The organism is Roseateles noduli, from assembly GCF_050626985.1.
GTDB classification, from domain to species: Bacteria; Pseudomonadota; Gammaproteobacteria; order Burkholderiales; family Burkholderiaceae_C; genus Roseateles; species Roseateles noduli_A.
In genome coordinates this window covers 1,729,816-1,747,103 of sequence record NZ_CP192463.1, presented here as the reverse complement: position 1 = coordinate 1,747,103, position 17,288 = coordinate 1,729,816, and the positions used below count along the sequence as shown (strand labels likewise).

The 17,288-nt window shown below is 68.8% G+C and carries 16 protein-coding genes; 5 read left to right on the top strand and 11 right to left on the bottom strand.

Annotated elements, in window-relative coordinates; all coding sequences use genetic code 11:
• Nucleotides 1-64: 64 nt before the first annotated feature.
• The gene (locus tag ACQ4L4_RS07645) at nucleotides 65-1,603 is read left to right on the top strand and encodes a DASS family sodium-coupled anion symporter (RefSeq protein ID WP_431103637.1); all 1,539 of its coding nucleotides are present in this window, start codon (nucleotides 65-67) and stop codon (nucleotides 1,601-1,603) included.
• A gap of 3 nt (nucleotides 1,604-1,606) precedes the next feature.
• The gene (locus ACQ4L4_RS07640; RefSeq protein ID WP_431103636.1) at nucleotides 1,607-2,704 is read left to right on the top strand and encodes an Ldh family oxidoreductase; all 1,098 of its coding nucleotides are present in this window, start codon (nucleotides 1,607-1,609) and stop codon (nucleotides 2,702-2,704) included.
• A gap of 116 nt (nucleotides 2,705-2,820) precedes the next feature.
• On the opposite strand, the gene ACQ4L4_RS07635 is transcribed toward ACQ4L4_RS07640, so the two are convergent.
• The 10 genes from ACQ4L4_RS07635 to ACQ4L4_RS07590 all read right to left on the bottom strand — a co-directional run bounded on the left by ACQ4L4_RS07635 (nucleotide 2,821) and on the right by ACQ4L4_RS07590 (nucleotide 13,461).
• Nucleotides 2,821-3,771 carry a LysR family transcriptional regulator gene (locus ACQ4L4_RS07635; RefSeq protein ID WP_431103635.1) on the bottom strand — a complete coding sequence of 317 codons (951 nt, stop codon included), beginning with the start codon at nucleotides 3,769-3,771 and terminating at the stop codon, nucleotides 2,821-2,823.
• A 15-nt stretch (nucleotides 3,772-3,786) separates the two neighbouring features.
• A complete protein-coding gene (locus tag ACQ4L4_RS07630) occupies nucleotides 3,787-4,548 on the bottom strand; it encodes a FadR/GntR family transcriptional regulator (RefSeq protein WP_431103633.1) in 762 nt (253 codons plus the stop codon).
• A gap of 75 nt (nucleotides 4,549-4,623) precedes the next feature.
• Entirely contained in the window at nucleotides 4,624-5,577 is a 954-nt protein-coding gene (locus tag ACQ4L4_RS07625) for a glycoside hydrolase family 43 protein (RefSeq protein ID WP_431103632.1), read from the bottom strand.
• Nucleotides 5,578-5,676: 99 nt separating this feature from the next.
• Nucleotides 5,677-7,053 carry an extracellular solute-binding protein gene (locus tag ACQ4L4_RS07620; RefSeq protein ID WP_431103631.1) on the bottom strand — a complete coding sequence of 459 codons (1,377 nt, stop codon included), beginning with the start codon at nucleotides 7,051-7,053 and terminating at the stop codon, nucleotides 5,677-5,679.
• Nucleotides 7,053-7,889, bottom strand: a complete 837-nt coding sequence (locus tag ACQ4L4_RS07615; protein ID WP_377155035.1) for a carbohydrate ABC transporter permease — start codon at nucleotides 7,887-7,889, stop codon at nucleotides 7,053-7,055. The genes ACQ4L4_RS07620 and ACQ4L4_RS07615 overlap by 1 nt, the downstream gene beginning before the upstream one ends.
• Nucleotides 7,886-8,791, bottom strand: a complete 906-nt coding sequence (locus tag ACQ4L4_RS07610; RefSeq protein ID WP_431103630.1) for a carbohydrate ABC transporter permease — start codon at nucleotides 8,789-8,791, stop codon at nucleotides 7,886-7,888. Before ACQ4L4_RS07610 ends, ACQ4L4_RS07615 begins: the two co-directional genes overlap by 4 nt.
• Nucleotides 8,788-9,909 (bottom strand): ABC transporter ATP-binding protein, encoded by a 1,122-nt coding sequence (locus tag ACQ4L4_RS07605; RefSeq protein ID WP_431103629.1) that lies wholly within the window; start codon nucleotides 9,907-9,909, stop codon nucleotides 8,788-8,790. Before ACQ4L4_RS07605 ends, ACQ4L4_RS07610 begins: the two co-directional genes overlap by 4 nt.
• Nucleotides 9,910-9,984: 75 nt before the next feature.
• Entirely contained in the window at nucleotides 9,985-10,998 is a 1,014-nt protein-coding gene (locus ACQ4L4_RS07600) for an arabinan endo-1,5-alpha-L-arabinosidase (protein WP_431103628.1), read from the bottom strand.
• Nucleotides 10,999-11,014: 16 nt separating this feature from the next.
• Nucleotides 11,015-12,463 carry an aldehyde dehydrogenase family protein gene (locus ACQ4L4_RS07595; protein ID WP_431103627.1) on the bottom strand — a complete coding sequence of 483 codons (1,449 nt, stop codon included), beginning with the start codon at nucleotides 12,461-12,463 and terminating at the stop codon, nucleotides 11,015-11,017.
• 68 nt (nucleotides 12,464-12,531) lie between these two features.
• A complete protein-coding gene (locus tag ACQ4L4_RS07590; protein ID WP_431103626.1) occupies nucleotides 12,532-13,461 on the bottom strand; it encodes a dihydrodipicolinate synthase family protein in 930 nt (309 codons plus the stop codon).
• A gap of 215 nt (nucleotides 13,462-13,676) precedes the next feature.
• Between ACQ4L4_RS07590 and ACQ4L4_RS07585 the strand changes: the two genes are divergently transcribed.
• Genes ACQ4L4_RS07585 through ACQ4L4_RS07575 form a run of 3 tightly spaced genes read left to right on the top strand, consistent with a single transcriptional unit; the run spans nucleotide 13,677 to nucleotide 16,488 of the window.
• Entirely contained in the window at nucleotides 13,677-14,429 is a 753-nt protein-coding gene (locus tag ACQ4L4_RS07585; RefSeq protein ID WP_431103625.1) for an SDR family NAD(P)-dependent oxidoreductase, read from the top strand.
• Nucleotides 14,426-15,373, top strand: coding sequence for an SMP-30/gluconolactonase/LRE family protein (locus tag ACQ4L4_RS07580; protein ID WP_431103624.1), 948 nt, complete (start codon nucleotides 14,426-14,428; stop codon nucleotides 15,371-15,373). Before ACQ4L4_RS07585 ends, ACQ4L4_RS07580 begins: the two co-directional genes overlap by 4 nt.
• Nucleotides 15,370-16,488 (top strand): aldose epimerase family protein, encoded by a 1,119-nt coding sequence (locus ACQ4L4_RS07575; protein WP_431103623.1) that lies wholly within the window; start codon nucleotides 15,370-15,372, stop codon nucleotides 16,486-16,488. Before ACQ4L4_RS07580 ends, ACQ4L4_RS07575 begins: the two co-directional genes overlap by 4 nt.
• A 123-nt stretch (nucleotides 16,489-16,611) precedes the next feature.
• Here the strand turns inward: ACQ4L4_RS07575 and ACQ4L4_RS07570 are convergent, their stop codons facing one another.
• Entirely contained in the window at nucleotides 16,612-17,247 is a 636-nt protein-coding gene (locus ACQ4L4_RS07570) for a TetR/AcrR family transcriptional regulator C-terminal domain-containing protein (protein ID WP_431103622.1), read from the bottom strand.
• Nucleotides 17,248-17,288 lie beyond the last annotated feature (41 nt).

Genomic DNA, 17,288 nt, shown 5'->3' with positions numbered 1-17,288 from the left:
ACAAGCCCCTTCGCGTTGGCTATCGCACAGACCGCCAGGGCGCCTGCGCCTACGGTCAACACCTATGTCGACCCTGGTCAATTCACTTCCAACGGCTTCCGACGCTGGCGCGCCCCCGCCACCTTGGTTCAAGCGGGCGATCAAGCCGCTTGGACTGGTTGTCGCACCGCTTGCATTGGCGGCAGTGCTGTTGATGCCCGCGCCGGCTGGTCTGCCAATGGCAGGCCAGATCATGTTGGCGATCCTGGCTTTCGCGGTCCTTGTGTGGATGACGGAGGCCCTGGACTACGCGGTGAGCGCTGTCGTGATCGGCGCGTTGATGGTTCTCCTCCTTTCTCTGGCACCGGATGTCACCAGACCGGCCGCCGCGGCGATGGGAACAGGCGCCTCGCTCGCGTTGGCCCTGTCCGGGTTCTCCAATGGCGCAGTGGCCCTGGTGGCAGCAGCCTGTTTCATCGCCGCGGCCATGACCGTGACAGGCCTGGATCGGCGCATCGCACTGATCGTGCTGTCCAAGGTAGATGCCAAGACCAACCACGTGGTGATCGGCGCAATGGTCGTGGGATTCCTGCTGTCGTTCATCGTTCCAAGCACCACAGCACGCGTGGCGTGCCTCGTGCCGATCATGACCGGGTTCATCCTTGCGTTCAAAGTCGACAAGAGAAGTCGCTTCGCAGGACTGCTCGTCATGACGGCGGCGCAGACGGCCAGCGTATGGAATGTTGGCATCAAGACCGCGGCGGCGCAGAACATGGTCGCCGTTGGCTTCATTGAAAGGCAATTCCAGACGACGATCACCTGGACGGAGTGGTTCATCGCCGGTGCGCCGTTTTCAGCTCTTTTGAGCATCGCGGTGTACTTCATCATGACCCGCATGATGAAGCCGGAGCTTCAGGAGATCGTCGGCGGGCGCGCGACAATCCGTGCGCAGCTCGACAGCATCGGACCGATGACCGTCAAGGAATGGAAGCTCCTGGCGATCGTGTTGACCCTGGTTGGTCTCTGGTCCACCGAGAAGGTGCTTCACGAGATCGACACTGCGTCGACCACGATTGCCGCGATCGCTCTGATGATGATGCCGCCGCTCGGTGTCATGACTTGGAAGGAGTCGCAACGTGGTTTCCCTTGGGGCACGGTCGTCCTGTTCGCCGTCGGCATCAGTGTCGGGACGGCCTTGCTGCGTACGGAGGCAGCAGGATGGCTGGCCGATCTGATCGTGCAGGGCCTTGGGCTGCAGGCCGCGACACCGTTCGTCATCTTGATGTTGATGTCGCTTTTCCTGATCGTCATCCATCTGGGTTTCGCGAGTGCTACGGCTCTGGCGTCGACGATGATTCCGATCATCCTCAGCGTACTGCTCGCGATACAGACCCCCGGCATGAATGTCATCGGCATGACGATGCTGCTGCAGTTCGTGATCAGCTTTGGATTCATTCTCCCGGTCAACGCGCCTCAGAACATATTTGCGTATGGCACGGAGACCTTCGAGGCACGAGATTTCATCAGGACGGGCTTGGCCATCACCGTGGCGGCGCTCTCTCTGCTGGCCTTGTTCGGACTGACCTACTGGCGGTGGATGGGCTACATGACCCTCGGGAGCTGATCGATGACTCGAATCCTTGTTCACGCCAGCGAATCACTCGCGAAGGAGATCCTCGCGATGCGGGGTGCCACGGAGGCAATCGCTGCGGACGTCGCTGAACATCTGATCCTTGCGGAGCGATCTGGACATGCCAGTCATGGCCTGTCCATCCTGCCGAGCTACATCAAGGCCATCGAGGCCGGCACGCTGAGCCCTGCGGCCTCCCCGACCCGGATCCATGAAGACCAGATGCTGTTGGCCTTCGAGGGCCACCGGGGATATGGACAGCATGCTGCGAAGGTCGCAGTGAAGGCCGCGATCGAGAAGGCATCAAGAGCGGGCTCGTGCTTCTTGACATTGCGGGACAGCTATCACCTCGGACGCGCCGGCCACTACGGGGAGATGGCAGCCAAGGCGGGACTGATCTATCTTTCCTTCGTCAACATCGTGGGCCGCCCGCCCACGGTTGCGCCATACGGCGGGGCCGATGCCAGGCTCAGTACCAATCCCATCTGTTTTGCCGCACCCATCGCCGACGGGCGCTCGCCATTCCTGCTTGATTACGCGACCAGCGGCATCGCGGCGAACAAGGTCCGCCTGATGGCGGCCAACGATGAGCCGGTGCCGCCAGGCTTGCTGATCGATGGCAGGGGGGCACCGACGCGGGATGCATCGGCCTTGTTCGCGGACCCGCCAGGCGCGCTTCTGCCGTTTGGTGGTCATAAAGGATATGCGCTAGGTTTCTTGGCTGAGTTGCTTGCCGGAGTCCTGAGCGGCGGTGGGACCATCGCGCCGAGAAACGTGAGGGACGGTGGACTGCGCAACAATCTCTTCGCCATCCTGTTCGACCCGACAGCGTTTGGCGACAGGGGGTGGCAGATGACGGAAGCCGCCGCATTTTCTGATTACGCGATCGAGGGACCACGGGCCGAATCCTGTAGCGAACTTCTGGTTCCGGGCGCTCCGGAATCCGAGGCTCAGCGCAATAGCCACAGGCTTGTCGTCATGACAACGGCTGCGTGGGAGTTGTTTGCCTCCTGCGCTCGAGATGCCGGCCTTGACCCTGGAACATGCTTGGCGCCGCCGGATCCAGTCGGCCAAAGTCCCATGGCTGCCGAATGAGGGGCGGTTTCACGTTTGAACCGCAACACCTGGGCGGAGTCGAGGCCGATAGGGCTCGCCATCTGGCGCCGCCCCTGACGAGGTGCCGCCGGCATCACGCATTGCCTTGGCGCTGATCAGAGGCCGTAGAGCTCCTTCGCCACGCCCTGCACCTCCCGCAGCAGCGCCCGCGCGCCCGGCGACAGCAGGTGCCCCTCGCGGGTGATGATGCCGAACGGGTCCATGCTGCACGGCAGCTCGATCGGCAGGATCGCCAGCGCCCCCAGGGACGCGTAGTAGCGCGCGACCTCGGCCGGCATCACGTGCAGCGAGTCCGTCTGCTGCAGCAGCGCGGTGATCACCAGCAGCGCCGTCGTGTCGACGGCGTTGGCCGGCGGATCGATGGCCGCGCGACGGAACATCTGCTCCCAGCGGTGGCGCAGCACGCTGCCCGGCGGCGGCAGGATCCACGCCTGCGTCGCGAGGTCCGACAGGGTCAGGTCGTCGCGGCTCAGCAGCGGGTGTCCCAGGCGCGCCACCGCGCAGGCGGGCTCGCCGCTGAGTTCCTCGTACTGCAGGCCGGGGCCGCTGTCTTCCTCCAGGATGCGCCCGATCATGAAGTCCAGCGTGCCGCGCTGCAGCTGATCGAGCAGCACCTTGCTCGTCTCCAGCTGCACGCCGATGCGCAGCAGCGGCGCGCTGGCCTTCACGCGCGCGATCGCGCGCGGCAGCAGCGACATGCCCGGCGTCATGATGACGCCGACCTCGACCTGGCCGGTCAGGCCTTTCTTCAGCGCGACGATGTCTTCGTGCGCGGCCGCCAGGCTGGTCAGCGCCATGCGGGCATGACGGATCATGGTCTCGCCGAACAGCGTGGGCTCCATGCCGCGGGGCAGGCGTTCGAAGAGCCGGACCTCGAGCATGTCCTCCAGGTCCTTGAGCTGCTTGGACGCCGCGGGCTGGGTCATGCACAGCGCCTCGGAGGCGCGGTGGATGTTGCGGTGCTCGTCCAGCGCGATGAGCAGCAGCAGCTGCCGCGTCTTCAGCCGCGCGCGCAGGAACCAGTTGGGATTGGGGGCGTCGTCCATCGGGTCCAGGTTCGCTCAGGCGAGATCCACGATGCCCTTGGCGGACAGCACGTTGCTCAGGTCGTCGCCGGTCTCCTGCAACTGGACCAGCGTCGCCTGTCGCGCGCCCAGCGGGTCGCGGTTGCGGATCGCCGTCAGGATCGCCTCGTGGCGGGGCAGCGACAAGGCGTGCGTGTTGGGCAGCTGGCTGCTCAGCAGGATCGACTCCCGCAGCGCGAGCGACAGCATGTTGCCGATGTAGGCCATCAGGTCGTTGTTGGTGGCCTCGGCGATGTGGCGGTGGAAGGCCAGGTCGGGCTCGAGCAGCTGCTCGGTGTCGGTCGCCGCGGCCATGCCGTCGAACGCCTCCTCGATGCGGTGCAGCTGGTCGGAGGTCGCGGCCTTGGCGGCCAGCGCGGCGGCCGCCGGCTCGAAGACGCGCCTCACCTCCATGAGGGTGTTCAGGAACTCCTGCTGGGGCTTGGACTGGATCAGCCAGTACAGGACGTCCGGATCGAGCAGGTGCCACTCGTTGCGCGGCCGCACGATCGCGCCGGCGCGCTGGCGCGAGACGACCAATCCCTTGGCCACCAGCACGCGCACCGCCTCGCGCAGCACGGGACGGCTGATCTCGTAGCGGTCGAGCAGTTGCTGCTCGCCGGGCAGCCGGTCGCCGGGCTGGAGTCCGCCCGAGACGATGGCCAGCCCGAGCTCGCTGACGATGCGACCGTGCTGGCTCTTGCCCTCGGCGCGGCGGGCGCGGGGGCTGTAGGTCGAATGGTCGGCGCGGGTCTTCATATCGGGCGGCAGGCTATCACGGGCGGTCGAGCCCGGAACTTGCGACAAATCCCCCCCTCGCGGGCAGCCGGGTCCTCATGCGTTCTCCCACGGTACCGGTCCGTCCGGCAGCGGCTGATCGAAGTCCGGCAGGCCGTCCGCGCGCCAGCGGAAGGGCTGCACGCGCGCGTGCCGATTGGGATCGTGCAGGGGATCGCCGACGATGTCGCGGTAGTTGCGGGCGTGATAGACGAGCAGGTCCGTCTGCCCGTCGGGGGTCGTGGTGAAACTGTTGTGCCCCGGTCCGTACTGCCCGTTGGCGCTGGCGAAGACCGGCGTCGGCGACTTGTGCCAGACCGAAGGATCCAGCAGGTCCGCCACTGCATCGGCCCACAGCAGACCCATGCAGTAGTTCGCGTCGGTCGCGGCCGCGGAGTAGGTGATGAGCACGCGGCCATGCCGCTGCAGCACCGCCGGTCCCTCGTTGACCGAGAAGCCGATGCGCTCCCAGGGCAGCAGCGGCTCGCTGATCCGAGTCGGCGCGCTCTTCAGCGTCCAGGCATCCGCCAGCGTCGCCAGGTAGAGGTTGGTCTTGCCGTCCCGGGCCGTGTCCGCCTCGGCCCAGCACAGGTACTGCTCGCCGGCGTGGCGGAAGGTGGTCGCATCGAGCGCGAAATCGTCCAGCGGCGTGCGGATCTGTCCCCGTTCGACCCATTCGCCGCGCGTCGGATCGTCGTGGAGGTTCTCCAGCACATGCATGCGGATCTTCCAGATGTCGTCGCGCTCGCCGCCGGCGAAGTAGATCAGCCAGCGGCCGTCGACGCGATGCAGCTCCGGCGCCCAGATGTGCCAGCTCGCCGGGCCGTGCGCATGGCGCGTCCAGACGATCTTCGGTTCGGCGTGCGGGAGGTCGCCGATGCGCGCGGCGCCGCGCAGCTCGATCGCATCGAAGCCGGGCACCGACGCGGTGAACCAGTAGCGGCCGTCGTGCAGCGACAGGTGCGGATCGGCGCGTTGGGGAATGAGCGGGTTGGACCAGTTCAGCGACATGGCATCGGCGCGCGCGGCGCGGTCAGGAGGGAGGAAGGACGATCACGTTCCGGGACACCGGCGGGCGACTCATCTGGCGACTCATCTCGGCGCTTCATCTCAGCGCCTCACCTTCTTCAGCGCCTTGTTCACCTGCTTCTCGACGTCGGCCTGCACCTCGGCGACCGGCTTGCCGGAGATCAGCAGGTTGCTGACGTCCTCGCCGATCAGCAGCTCGATCGCGCGCTGCGTGGGCACGTTGCCGGGCATCGCGGCGCCGGTGCGCGTGATCTCGGTGAGGTTCTCGCGGAAGGGCAAGGCGCGGAAGGCCTCGCTCTGCGCAACCGAACGCCGCACCGGCAGATGCCCCGTGCGCGCCCACTCGGCGCTGTGCGTCCAGATGAAGCGCAGCAGCTTCAACGCGGCCGCGTGCTGTTCCGGCGTCGCGGCGCCGCCCTTGAGCAGCGCCCAGCTGTGCCCGTCGGCGAAGACCGCCGGCCGCTGGTACAGCTGCGGGAACGGCACGACCGTGTAGCCGCCCCGCAGCGCCGATCCGGGGCGCTTCGCCTCGCGCAGGAACTGGTCGATCGTCCAGGTGCCGACCACCACCACGCCCGCCTCGCCGTTCAGGAAGGCCTGGTTGGCCGCGCCGTAGTCGAGATCGGGCTTCACGTGGCCCTCGGCGTACAGCCGCTGCATCAGCGTCAGCGCATTGACGACCTGCGGCTGATGCATGTCGATGCGGCGGCCGTCGTCGCTGAAGAGCCGCGTGTCCTGCTGCGCGATCAGCGTCTGGAAGGTACGGTTGGTCGCCGCCGTCTCCTTCACGATCGCCCAGGCGAAGAACGGCTTGCCGGTCCGCTGCTTGAATTGCCGGGCCATCGCCAGCAGCTCGTCCGGGGAATGCGGCAACCGGGGTCTGCCGTCCGCGCCCATCAATCCCGCCTGGCCCATCAGCGTCGTGTTGACGTGCCACAGCCAGGCCCAGGTGTCGAACGGCAGCGCGTAGATCTGGCCGTTCAGCGTCACGCCGCGGCGGGCGTGATCGGTGAAGTCGTTCACGTCGATGCCCAGCCCGGGCAACTCGGCGTCCAGGGGCTCGACCAGCCGCCGGCGCACGTAGTCGCCCAGCGCCGATTCGTGCATCACCGCCACCGTCGGGATGTCCTTGGCGACCAGGCGGGCCGTCAACTGGTCGTAGTACGGCGCCCATTCCGCCACCTGCGTCTTCACCCGGATGCCATCGGTGTTGGTCGCGTTGAATTCGTTGATCAGCGCGGTGACGATCCCGCATTCGCCGACACCCTGGCTCGTTTCCTTGACCGCGCCGAACTTCGCGTCGCAGCTGCCGAAGAAGCGCATCAAGGTGATCTCGGTCCTGGGCGGGACGGGGGCCTCGGCGTCGTGCTTGCCGCATGCGGCGAGCAGCGTCGCGCAGGTCGCGAGCGCCGTGAGCGCCTTGAGCACCTTGAGCCCGATGAGCAGGGACTTGTTCATCACGAGCGCCCCGTGCCGGCCACGGCGGTGACCAGATGCTTCTGGAAGAAGAGATAGATCATGAGCACCGGCGCGCCGGCGAAGACCGCCTGCGCCATCAGGAAGCCCAGTCCCTCGGACTGCGCGAAGTTGGTCTGCGTCGACGCCAGCCCGCGCGTCAGCGTGTACATCTCGGGCTGGGTCGCGATGACCAGCGGCCAGAGGTAGTCGTTCCAGCAGGCCAGGAAGGTGAAGATGCCCAGCGTCGCCTGCGCCGGCAGCGTCAGCGGCAGCACGACGCGCAGGAAGGTCTTGAAGCGCGAGGCGTTGTCGAGCAGCGCGGCCTCCTCCAGGTCGATCGGCACGGCCTTGAAGTACTGCGTCATCAGGAACACCCCGAACGGGGCCGCCAGGCCCGGCAGCGCGAGCCCGGCGATGCTGTTCTGCAGGCCCCAGTCGGAGAACAGCCGGTGCAGCGGTATGAAGACGCTCTGCGACGGCACGGCCAGGCCGAACAGGACCAGCGCGAACAGCGCGCGGCGGCCCGGGAACTCGCAGCGCGCGAAGCCGTAGCCCGCCAGCGACGACAGCACCAGCACGCCCAGCGTCTGCAGCGCGGCCACCAGCGCGCTGTTGCCGAGCCAGCGGAACACCTGCGAGGTCTGCAGGATGTCCGCGTAGTTGGCGAGCGTGTACGGCGGCGCCAGGAAGACGTCGGTGCGGACCATCAGCAGCTCGTTGGGCTTGAACGACAAGGCCAGCACCCACAACAGCGGCAGCATCCACAACGCGGCCAGCAGGACCAGGGCGGCCATGACCGCGCGGTCGAACCAGCCCTTGCGCAGCATCGGGGTCATCGGCCGCCTCCCTGCACGGCGTCGCGCCGTTCCAGCCACATCTGCACGGAGACTCCCACCAGCATGACCCCCAGCAGCACCTGGGACGCCGCCGTCGCATAGCCCAGCGAGAGCTGCATGAAGGCCTGCTCGTAGATGAACTGCACGATCGGCCGCGTCGTGTTGTTGGGGCCGCCGTTGGTCATCAGCATGATCTGCGGGAAGACCTGGAACTGGCGGATCACCTCGATCACCGCGACCAGGGCCACGGTGCGCCGCAGCGCCGGCAGGGTCACGTGCGTCAGCGTGCGCCAGCGGCCGGCGTTGTCCAGCGCGGCCGCCTCGTAGACGTCCGACGGGATCTGCTGCAGCGCCGACAGGAACAGCATCATCGGCAGGCCGACGATCCACCACACGGTCACCAGCGCCAGCGTCGGCAGCGCGAGCGCCTCGCTGGTCAGCCACGGCAGGGACGGCAGGCCGATCGCGGCGCTGCCCTGCGCGACGAGGCCGCGCTCCGGCATCAGCGCGAGCTGCCACACCAGCGTGATCAGCGTCACCGAGAACACGCTCGCGCAGAAGAACACCGCGCGCAGGAAGGCCGCCAGCCGGCCCGGCCGGTTCAGGGCCAGCGCCAGCATCAGCGACAGGACGACGAAGACCGGCACGCTGATCAGCACGAAGCGGATCGTGTTCCAGACGACCTGGTGGAAGACGTCGTCCTCGATCAGCTCGCGGTAGTTCTGCCAGCCGATGAAGAAGCTGTCGTTGGACAGCAGGTCATGGTCGTGGAAGCTGATGAACCAGCCCTTGGCCAGCGGCCAGAGGAGCAGCAGCACGTAGACCGCGACGAAGGGCAGCACGAACAGCGCATGCGCCGGACGCGACGCGCGCCATCCGACGGACGGGGACGCGGTGCTCATGCCGGGGTTCCCTGTGGCGCGGACGCTTCCGCGCGGGGCGTCGCATGGTGGGCGCGGCCCTGTGCGTCGAAGAGATGGGCCTCCTCCATCGCCAGCGACAGCTGGACGGACTCGCCCACGGCGGGCGACACGCCCGCGACGGTCGCCACGGTCGCGATCGCCCGCGAGCCGTCGACCAGCCGCACGTGCGCCAGCGTGCGCTCGCCGAGGAACTCGACCATCTCCACCTGCGCCGCCAGCGGGCCGCGCGCCGCGGTGACCAGGTGCTCCGGCCGCACGCCCAGCGTCAGCTCGCTGCCGGGCACGGCGTCGGCGACCTGCGTCACGACCTCGTGACCGCCGGGCAGTTCGACGACGGCCCGGCCCTGCCGATCGGCCAGGCGGCGCACCGGCACGAAGTTCATGCCCGGCGTGCCGATGAAGCCGGCGACGAAACGCGTCGCCGGGCGACGGTACAACTCCGACGGCGACGCGACCTGCTCGATGCGTCCGGCGTTCATGACCACGATGCGCGTGGCCAGCGTCATCGCCTCGATCTGGTCGTGCGTGACGAAGATCATCGTCGCGCCCAGCCGGCGGTGCAGTTGCGCCAGCTCCAGCCGCGTGCGTCCGCGCAGCGCGGCATCGAGGTTGGACAGCGGTTCGTCGAAGAGGAAGATCGCCGGTTCCTTGACGACCGCGCGGCCGATCGCGACGCGCTGCCGCTGGCCGCCGGACAGCTGGCCCGGCTTGCGCGCCAGCAGCGTGTCGAGCTCCAGCATCCGCGCCGCCTCCTGGATGCGCCGGCCGATCTCGTCCTCGGGCAGCCGGATGTTGCGCAGGCCGAAGGCCAGGTTCTCGCGCACCGTCATGTGCGGATACAGCGCGTAGTGTTGGAACACCATCGCCAGCCGGCGCTGACCCGGCGCGGCGTGGGTGACGTCCTGGCCGCCGATCCGGATGCGGCCGGCGGTGACCTCCTCCAGCCCGGCGATCATGCGCAGCAGGCTGGTCTTGCCGCAACCGGACGGGCCGAGGAAAACGATGAACTCGCCCGGCGCCACGTCGAGCGACAGGTCGGGGATGACCTGCACCGCGCCATAGCGCTTGCCGATCTGCTCCAGCGTGAGAGCTGCCAAGGGAATGTCTCCTGATGCTTCTGGGTTCGCCGGGGATCTTCTCGGATCTTCTCCGGCGGCGGTGGCGGCGCGGGTCTACAGGCCCGGCCAGCCGTCCTCGGTCCAGCGGAGTTCGCCGAACCGCAACTTGGGCTTGCCGCCGTCCTCCGCGTCATAGGCGTGCCGGACGATCCAGCGGCCGACCACGTCCTGGTGCCCGGGCCCGATCCAGCGGCCCGCGCCCTGCTCCACCGGCGTGCCGCCGCCGACCATCAGGTCGCGCCCATCGCGGTCCAGGAACGGCCCTTGCGCCGATCGCGCCCGGCCGACGCGGATGTTGTACGTGCTGGCCAGGCCGCGGCAGCAGAAGTCGTGCGAGACGAACAGGTAGACCCAGTCGCCGTGCCGCACGAGGGTCGGCGCCTCGATCGGCCCTCCGGCGCCGGCGCCGGCCTTGACGGGACCGCGGGCGATGAAGCGCGTCGGTCCGGTCGGGCGCATCGTCGCGGGATCGAACTCGACGACACGGATCCCGCCCCAGAACGAGCCGTAGCTGAGCCACAGCCGACCGTCGCCGCCGGCGTCCGCGACATCGATGAACAGATCGGGATCGATCGCGTTGAAGTCGTCGCGCTCGACGCTCGCGACGACGAGGCCGTCGTCGCGCCACGGCCCGTCGAGCGACGCGCTGCTCGTCAGCCCGATCGCCGAGCGGTTCCTGCCGAAGGTCGAGATCGAGTACAGCAGCCAGTACCGCCCCTTCAACGCGAAGACCTTGGGCGCCCAGACGTCCAGTCCGCGATGCGCGGGCACCGCCTCGGCCCACCAGGCCGGGGCTTGCGTCAGCACTGGCGCGAGGCGTCGCCAGCGGCGGCCATCCTCGGAGCGCAGGTGCTGGATGCCCTGGCCCGTCGCGAAGACGTGGAAGACACCGTCGCGCTCGATCAGCGTCGGATCGTGCGCGCCCGCGGGATCTTCCATCGCCGCCGCGGCGTCCGCCGGGGACGGGCCGGGCGGCACGGCGTTCGAACACGCCGCCGCCAGGGCGACGAGCCAGGCCGCGCCGGCCGACAGGGCCAGGCGCGCGAGGCGATGCGGGATCGGCGTCATCGCGAGCTCGGCGCCATCAGCCGGGGAAGGTGTAGGCGGTCTTGACCGTCGTGTAGAACTCGCGGGCATGGCTGCCCTGCTCGCGCGGGCCGTAGCTCGATCCCTTCGTGCCGCCGAAGGGCACGTGGTAGTCGACGCCCGCCGTGGGCAGGTTGACCATCACCATCCCGGCCTGCGCATGCAGCTTGAAGTGGGCCGCGTGTTTCAGCGAGCGGGTGCAGAGGCCGGCGGACAGGCCGAACTCGGTGTCGTTGGCCAGCGCCAGCGCCTCGTCGTAGTCGCGCGCGCGGACCACGTTGGCGACCGGGCCGAACACCTCCTCTCGGTTGATCGTCATGGCGTTCGTCGTGCCGGTGATCAGCGCGGGCACCTGATAGAAGCCGGGGGTCTCGCGCTCGACGACCTCGCCGCCGAAGGCGAGCGTGCCGCCTTCCTGCTTCGCGATGGCGACGTAGCGCAGGTTCTGGTCGAGCTGGCGCTGGTCGACGACCGGTCCGATGTCGGTGCCGGCCTTCAGCGCATGGTCGACCTTGAGCGTCTTCATCTTCGCCACGACGGCCTCGACGAAACGGTCGTGGATGCCGTCGGTGACGATGAGGCGGCTCGACGCGGTGCAGCGCTGACCGGTCGAGAAGAAGGCGCTCTGCACGGCCGCGTTGACGGCCACGTCGAGCTCCGCGTCGTCGAGCACGATCAGCGGGTTCTTGCCGCCCATCTCGGCCTGCACCTTGGCCTGGCGCGCGGCGCAGGCGGCGATGAGGCGGCGGCCGGTGGCGACCGAGCCGGTGAAGCTCAGCGCCCTGACGCGGGGCGAATCGACCAGCGTCTGCCCGACCTGCGAGCCCGCGCCCATCACCAGGTTGAAGGCGCCCCGGGGCAGCGCGGTGCGCGACAGGATCTCGGCGAGGGTCCAGGCGCAGCCCGGGACCAGCTCGGCCGGCTTGAAGACGACCGTGTTGCCGTAGGCCAGCGCGGGCGCGATCTTCCAGGCGGGAATCGCGATCGGGAAATTCCACGGCGCGATCAGGCCCACGACGCCGACCGGCTGGCGGAGCACGTCCACCGACACGCCGGGTCGCACCGACGGCAGCGTCTCGCCGCCGCAGCGCAGCGCCTCGGCGGCGAAGAACTTGAAGATCATCGCGGCGCGATGCGTCTCGCCCAGGCCCTCGGCCAGGGTCTTGCCTTCCTCGCGGGACAGCAGGCGGCCGATCTCGTCGCGCCGGGCGAGCAGTTCGTTGCCGACCGCGTCCAGCACATCGAAGCGCTGCTGCGGCGTGGTGGACGCCCAGGCGGGGAACGCCGCCTGCGCGGCGGCGATCGCCGCCTCGGTCTGCGCCGCATCGGCTTGCGCGTACAGGCCGATCACGTCACCGGTGTCGGACGGGTTGATGTTGGGACGCTGGTCGACACCGGCGACCCATTCGCCGCCGATGTAGTTCTGGAATTGGGGGATCTGGCTCATGACGGGCCTCGGGGGTTGGAGTCGGAGCCGACTCGGGAGCGGACTCGGGGTGGGACTGCGGAACGGACTCAGCGCGCCCAGCGCAGCACCAGCGGATCGAGGCGCCGGGCCGCGTCCAGCAGACCGGCGCGGACATGCGGGTTCATCGTCGGGAACGGATGACGCGGCAGGTCGCAGGCGATCACGCCGCCCTCCTTCATCATCGCCTTCGCGGTCAGGATGCCGCCCTGGCGGTTCTCGTAGTTGATCAGCGGCAGCCAGCGGCCGTATTCGGCCACGGCGGTCTCGCGATCGCCCGCGGCGTAGGCATCGACGATGCGGCGGATGCCGTCGGGGAAGGCGCCACCCGTCATCGCGCCGGTCGCTCCGGCGTCCAGGTCGGCCAGCAGCGTGATGGCTTCCTCGCCGTCCCACGGGCCTTCGATCGTGTCGCCGCCCAGCGCGATCAGTTCGCGCAGCTTGCTGGCGGCGCCGGCGGTCTCGATCTTGAAGTAGCGGACCTGCTCGATCTCCCGGGCCATCCTCGCCAGGAAGGGCGCGGGCAGCGGCGTGCCCGACATCGGCGCGTCCTGGATCATCACCGGGATGTCGATCGCATCGGAGAGGCGCGCGTAGAACTCGTGGATGCCGGCCTCGCCCACGCGCAGCGTCGCGCCGTGGTACGGCGGCATCACCATCACCATCGCCGCGCCCATCTCCTGCGCCATCCGGCTGCGCTCGGCGCAGATCTGGGTGCTGTAGTGCGTGGTCGTGACGATGACCGGCACGCGGCCGGCCACATGCTCGAGGATGGTCCGCGCCAGCACCGCGCGCTCGTCGTCGCCCAGCACGAACTGTTCCGAGAAATTGGCCAGGATGCACAGCCCCGTCGAGCCGGCGTCGATCATGAAGTCGACGCAACGCTTCTGGCTCTCCAGGTCGAGGCCGCCCTGCTCGTTGAACGTCGTGGGCACGACCGGGAACACGCCCTTGTAAGGTCGGGGAAAGCTCAGGCTCATGTTGTCTCCAGGAGGCTTCGTGTTTCTTGTGGATCGAATTAAAGTATTACTTTATTTGGAGTCATATTCGTGCAAACCCGCACCGTCCCGAGATTGACTTGGCAAATAGTCAGACTTATAGAATTGACTCCCTTGCCGCCGGGAGACCAGGACGGACGACCGGCGGCACCGACACGAAGAGGCGCGACACTCGCGCCCGCATCCACGGAGACGACATGACCAGCGCCATCTATCCCAGCCTGCGCGACCAGCGCGTGCTCATCACCGGCGGGGCGACCGGCATCGGCGCGACGCTGGTGGAGCGCTTCGCCGCGCAGGGCGCGCGGGTGGGCTTCATCGACATCGCGGCGGACGCCGGCCGGGCGCTGGCGGCAAAGCTGCCGGGCAGCGCCTTCGTCGCCGCCGACCTGACCGACATCGCGCAACTGCGCGCCGCGATCGCGACGCTGCGGGAGCAGCTCGGCGGTCCGTTCAAGGCGCTGCTGAACAACGCCGCCAACGACAAGCGCCATGCGCTGGAGGACGTCACGCCGGAGTTCTGGGACCAGGCGATCGCCGTCAACATCCGGCACCAGTTCTTCGCCGCGCAGGCGGTGGCGCCGGACATGAAGGCACTGGGCGGTGGATCGATCATCAATTTCGGCTCGTTCAGCTGGATGCTCATGCAGGGCGGCATGGCGGCGTACACGACCTCCAAGGCCGGGGTGCAGGGGCTGACCCGCTCGCTGGCGCGCGACCTGGGGCCCTTCAACATCCGCGTCAACACGCTGGTGCCGGGCTGGGTGATGACCGAGAAGCAGCTCAAGCTGTGGGTCAATGACGAGACGAAGCAGGAGATCGACGCCAACCAGTGCCTGAAGCAGCCGCTGATGCCGGACCACGTCGCGGCGATGGCGCTGTTCCTCGCGGCGGACGACAGCGCGATGTGCAGCGCGCAGGACTACATCGTCGACGGAGGCTGGGCGTGAGCGCGCCGGCGTCGTTGGCGTCCACGACCACGACCGCGACCGCGACCGTGACGTCCACCGCCAAGGTCCACGTCGACTGCCGGGACCGGCTCGGCGAATGCGCGCTCTGGTGCGACCGCGAGCAGGCGCTGTACTGGACCGACATCGACAGTCACCGCCTGTCGCGCTGGCAGGCGAGCGCGTCGCCGACGGGCGACGTCACGCAGTGGTCGATGCCGGAGGCGCTGGGCAGCTTCGCGCTGTGCGAGGCCCCGGGCCGGCTGCTGCTCGGGCTGGCGTCCGGCGTGGCGCTGTTCGACCTCGCCACCGGCGAGATCGGCCCGCTCACGCCGGTCGAGGCGGACGAGCCGCGCACCCGCATCAACGACGGCCGCTGCGATCCGCAGGGGCGCTTCGTGTTCGGCATGTTCAATCCGCACGGCGCCGCGGTCGGCGGGTATTACCGCGCGGAGACGGCCGGCGTCGGCATCGGGCGGGGGCTGAAGGTCGAGCGGCTGCCGTTGCCGCCGGGGATCGTCGGCAACTCGCTGAGCTTCAGCCCGGACGGCGGCACGCTGTACTACACCGACTCGCCGACGCGCACGATCTGGGCCCTGCCCTATCACGCCGACGGCCGGCTGGGCGAGCGGCGCGTCTTCGCGCAGTGGCCGATGGACGGCGGCGAACCGGACGGCGCGGCGGTCGATTCGGACGGCGGGCTGTGGTCCGCCGCCTGGGGCGACGGCGTCGTGGTCCGCTGCGATGCGCAAGGGCGCGAGACGCTGCGGCTGGCCTTGCCCGCGTCGCAGCCGACCTGCCCGGTCTTCGGCGGTCCGGCGCTGGACCGGCTGTTCGTCACCACCGCGCGCAAAGACTGCGAGCATGAGCCGCTGGCCGGCGCGGTCTTCGAGCTCGATGCGCACGGCCATCGCGGCCGCGCGCCCTACCGGTTCCGCACGCCATGACAGCGATGCAACGCAAGGTCTACGGTCACCTGCCCGACGGGCGCCCGGTTCACGAGTACACGATGGACAACGGCCGCGGACTGCGGCTGTCGGCGATCACCTATGGCGGGATCGTCACACGGCTGGAGGTCCCCGATGCCCGCGGTCAACTCGCCAACGTCGTGCTGGGGCTGCCGACGCTCGAGGACTACGTGCTGCGCAATCCGCATTTCGGCGTGATCGTGGGCCGCTATGGCAACCGGATCGCGAATGCGGCCTTCAGGATCGATGGCGAACGGCATGCGCTGCCGGCCAACGACGGCGCCAATTGCCTGCACGGCGGGCCGCGCGGCTTCGGGCTGCAGTTGTGGCGCGCGGAGGCGGAGAGCGACGACTGCCTGCGTTTCGAGCTGGACAGCCCGGACGGCGATCAAGGCTTTCCGGGACGGCTGCGTGCGGTGGTGCGGTACCGGCTGGTCGAGGACATGGGCTGGCAAGTCGAGTACGAGGCGACGACCGACCGGCCGACGGTGGTGAACCTGACACACCACGACTACTTCAACCTCGCGGGCCATGGGTCGGCGCTCGAGCACGAGCTGCAGATCGCCGGCAGCCGCTATTGCGAGATCGACGCCGCGTCGATTCCGACGTCGATCGCGCCGGTGGCCGGCACGCCCTTCGACTTCCGGGAATCGCAGACCATCGCGTCGCGCCTGCGTCAGGGGCATCCGCAGTTGCGCCACGGGAAGGGCTACGACCACCACTGGGTACTCGATGGCCCTGTCGACGGCCCTGTCGACGGCCTTGTCGACGCTCCTGTCGACGCCAGTGCCGACAGCCGTGCCGACGGCCAGGCTCATCTGGCGGCGCGACTGCGCGATCCGGTGTCGGGGCGTTGGATGGAAGTCCTGACGACCGAGCCCGGCGTGCAGTTCTATTCGGGCAACTTCCTCGACGGCAGTCTGCTCGGCAGCGGCGGGGAGTTCATCCGGCAGGGAGACGGGCTCTGCCTCGAAACCCAGCACGCCCCCGATTCGCCCAACCGCGCGGTCAGCGCGGAGTGGCCGTCGACGGTCCTGCGGCCGGGCGAGGTCTACCGGAGCCGGACCTTGCATCGCTTCGGCGCGACTCCGTAGTCAATCGCCGGCGCGCCGTCCGGCTTGGCGTTTCAGCCGCCGGAGCGGTTGGCGCTCCGGCCCGCCGGCCAGAGGTCAGCGCTTCGACGTGCCGGCAGACATCAGCGTTCCGGCCTGCCGGCATCAGCGTTCTGGCCTGCCGGCCAGCAGCACGTCCGTGGCGTAGGCCCGGAGAAACGCGTCCACCGCGCGTTGGGCGGAACGCTTGATCTGCGCCCGACTCAGCGGCGGCAGATCGCGGTGAAACCAGCGGTGATACTGCTCCGCGTTGACCAGCCCGCCGAACTGCTGGGCCAGGATCGCCGGATCCTCGCGGCGCAGTTCGCCGAGCGCCACCGCCTGCCGGAACATGTCCGTCACCACCGCCAGGCCGCGCTTCGGGCCGGCCTCGTAGAACAGCCGGCCGATGTCGGAGTGTCCCGCCGCGCCCAGCACCATGCGGTGCGCCGCCACCGACTCGTCGCTGGTCAGGAAGCCCACCAGCTTCTCCGCGAACCGCAGCAGCGTCGCCTCGAGATCCCCGCCGCGGTACTCGGCGATCTCGGCCAGCGCCGCGGCCATGTGCCGGTCGCCCGTCGCCGCGGTCACGGCGAGGAACAGCTCCTCCTTCGACGCGAAGTAGCCGTAGATCGTCGACTTCGATCCGCCGATGCGCTTGACGATCTCCGCCATCGAGGCGCGCTCGTACCCGAACTCCAGGAACACCTGCGAGGCCGTCTCCAGGATCGCCTCGCGGCGGGCTTCTGTGCGCACTTTCACGACAACTCCTTAACCGTACCAAGCGGTCTATTTTTCCTTGA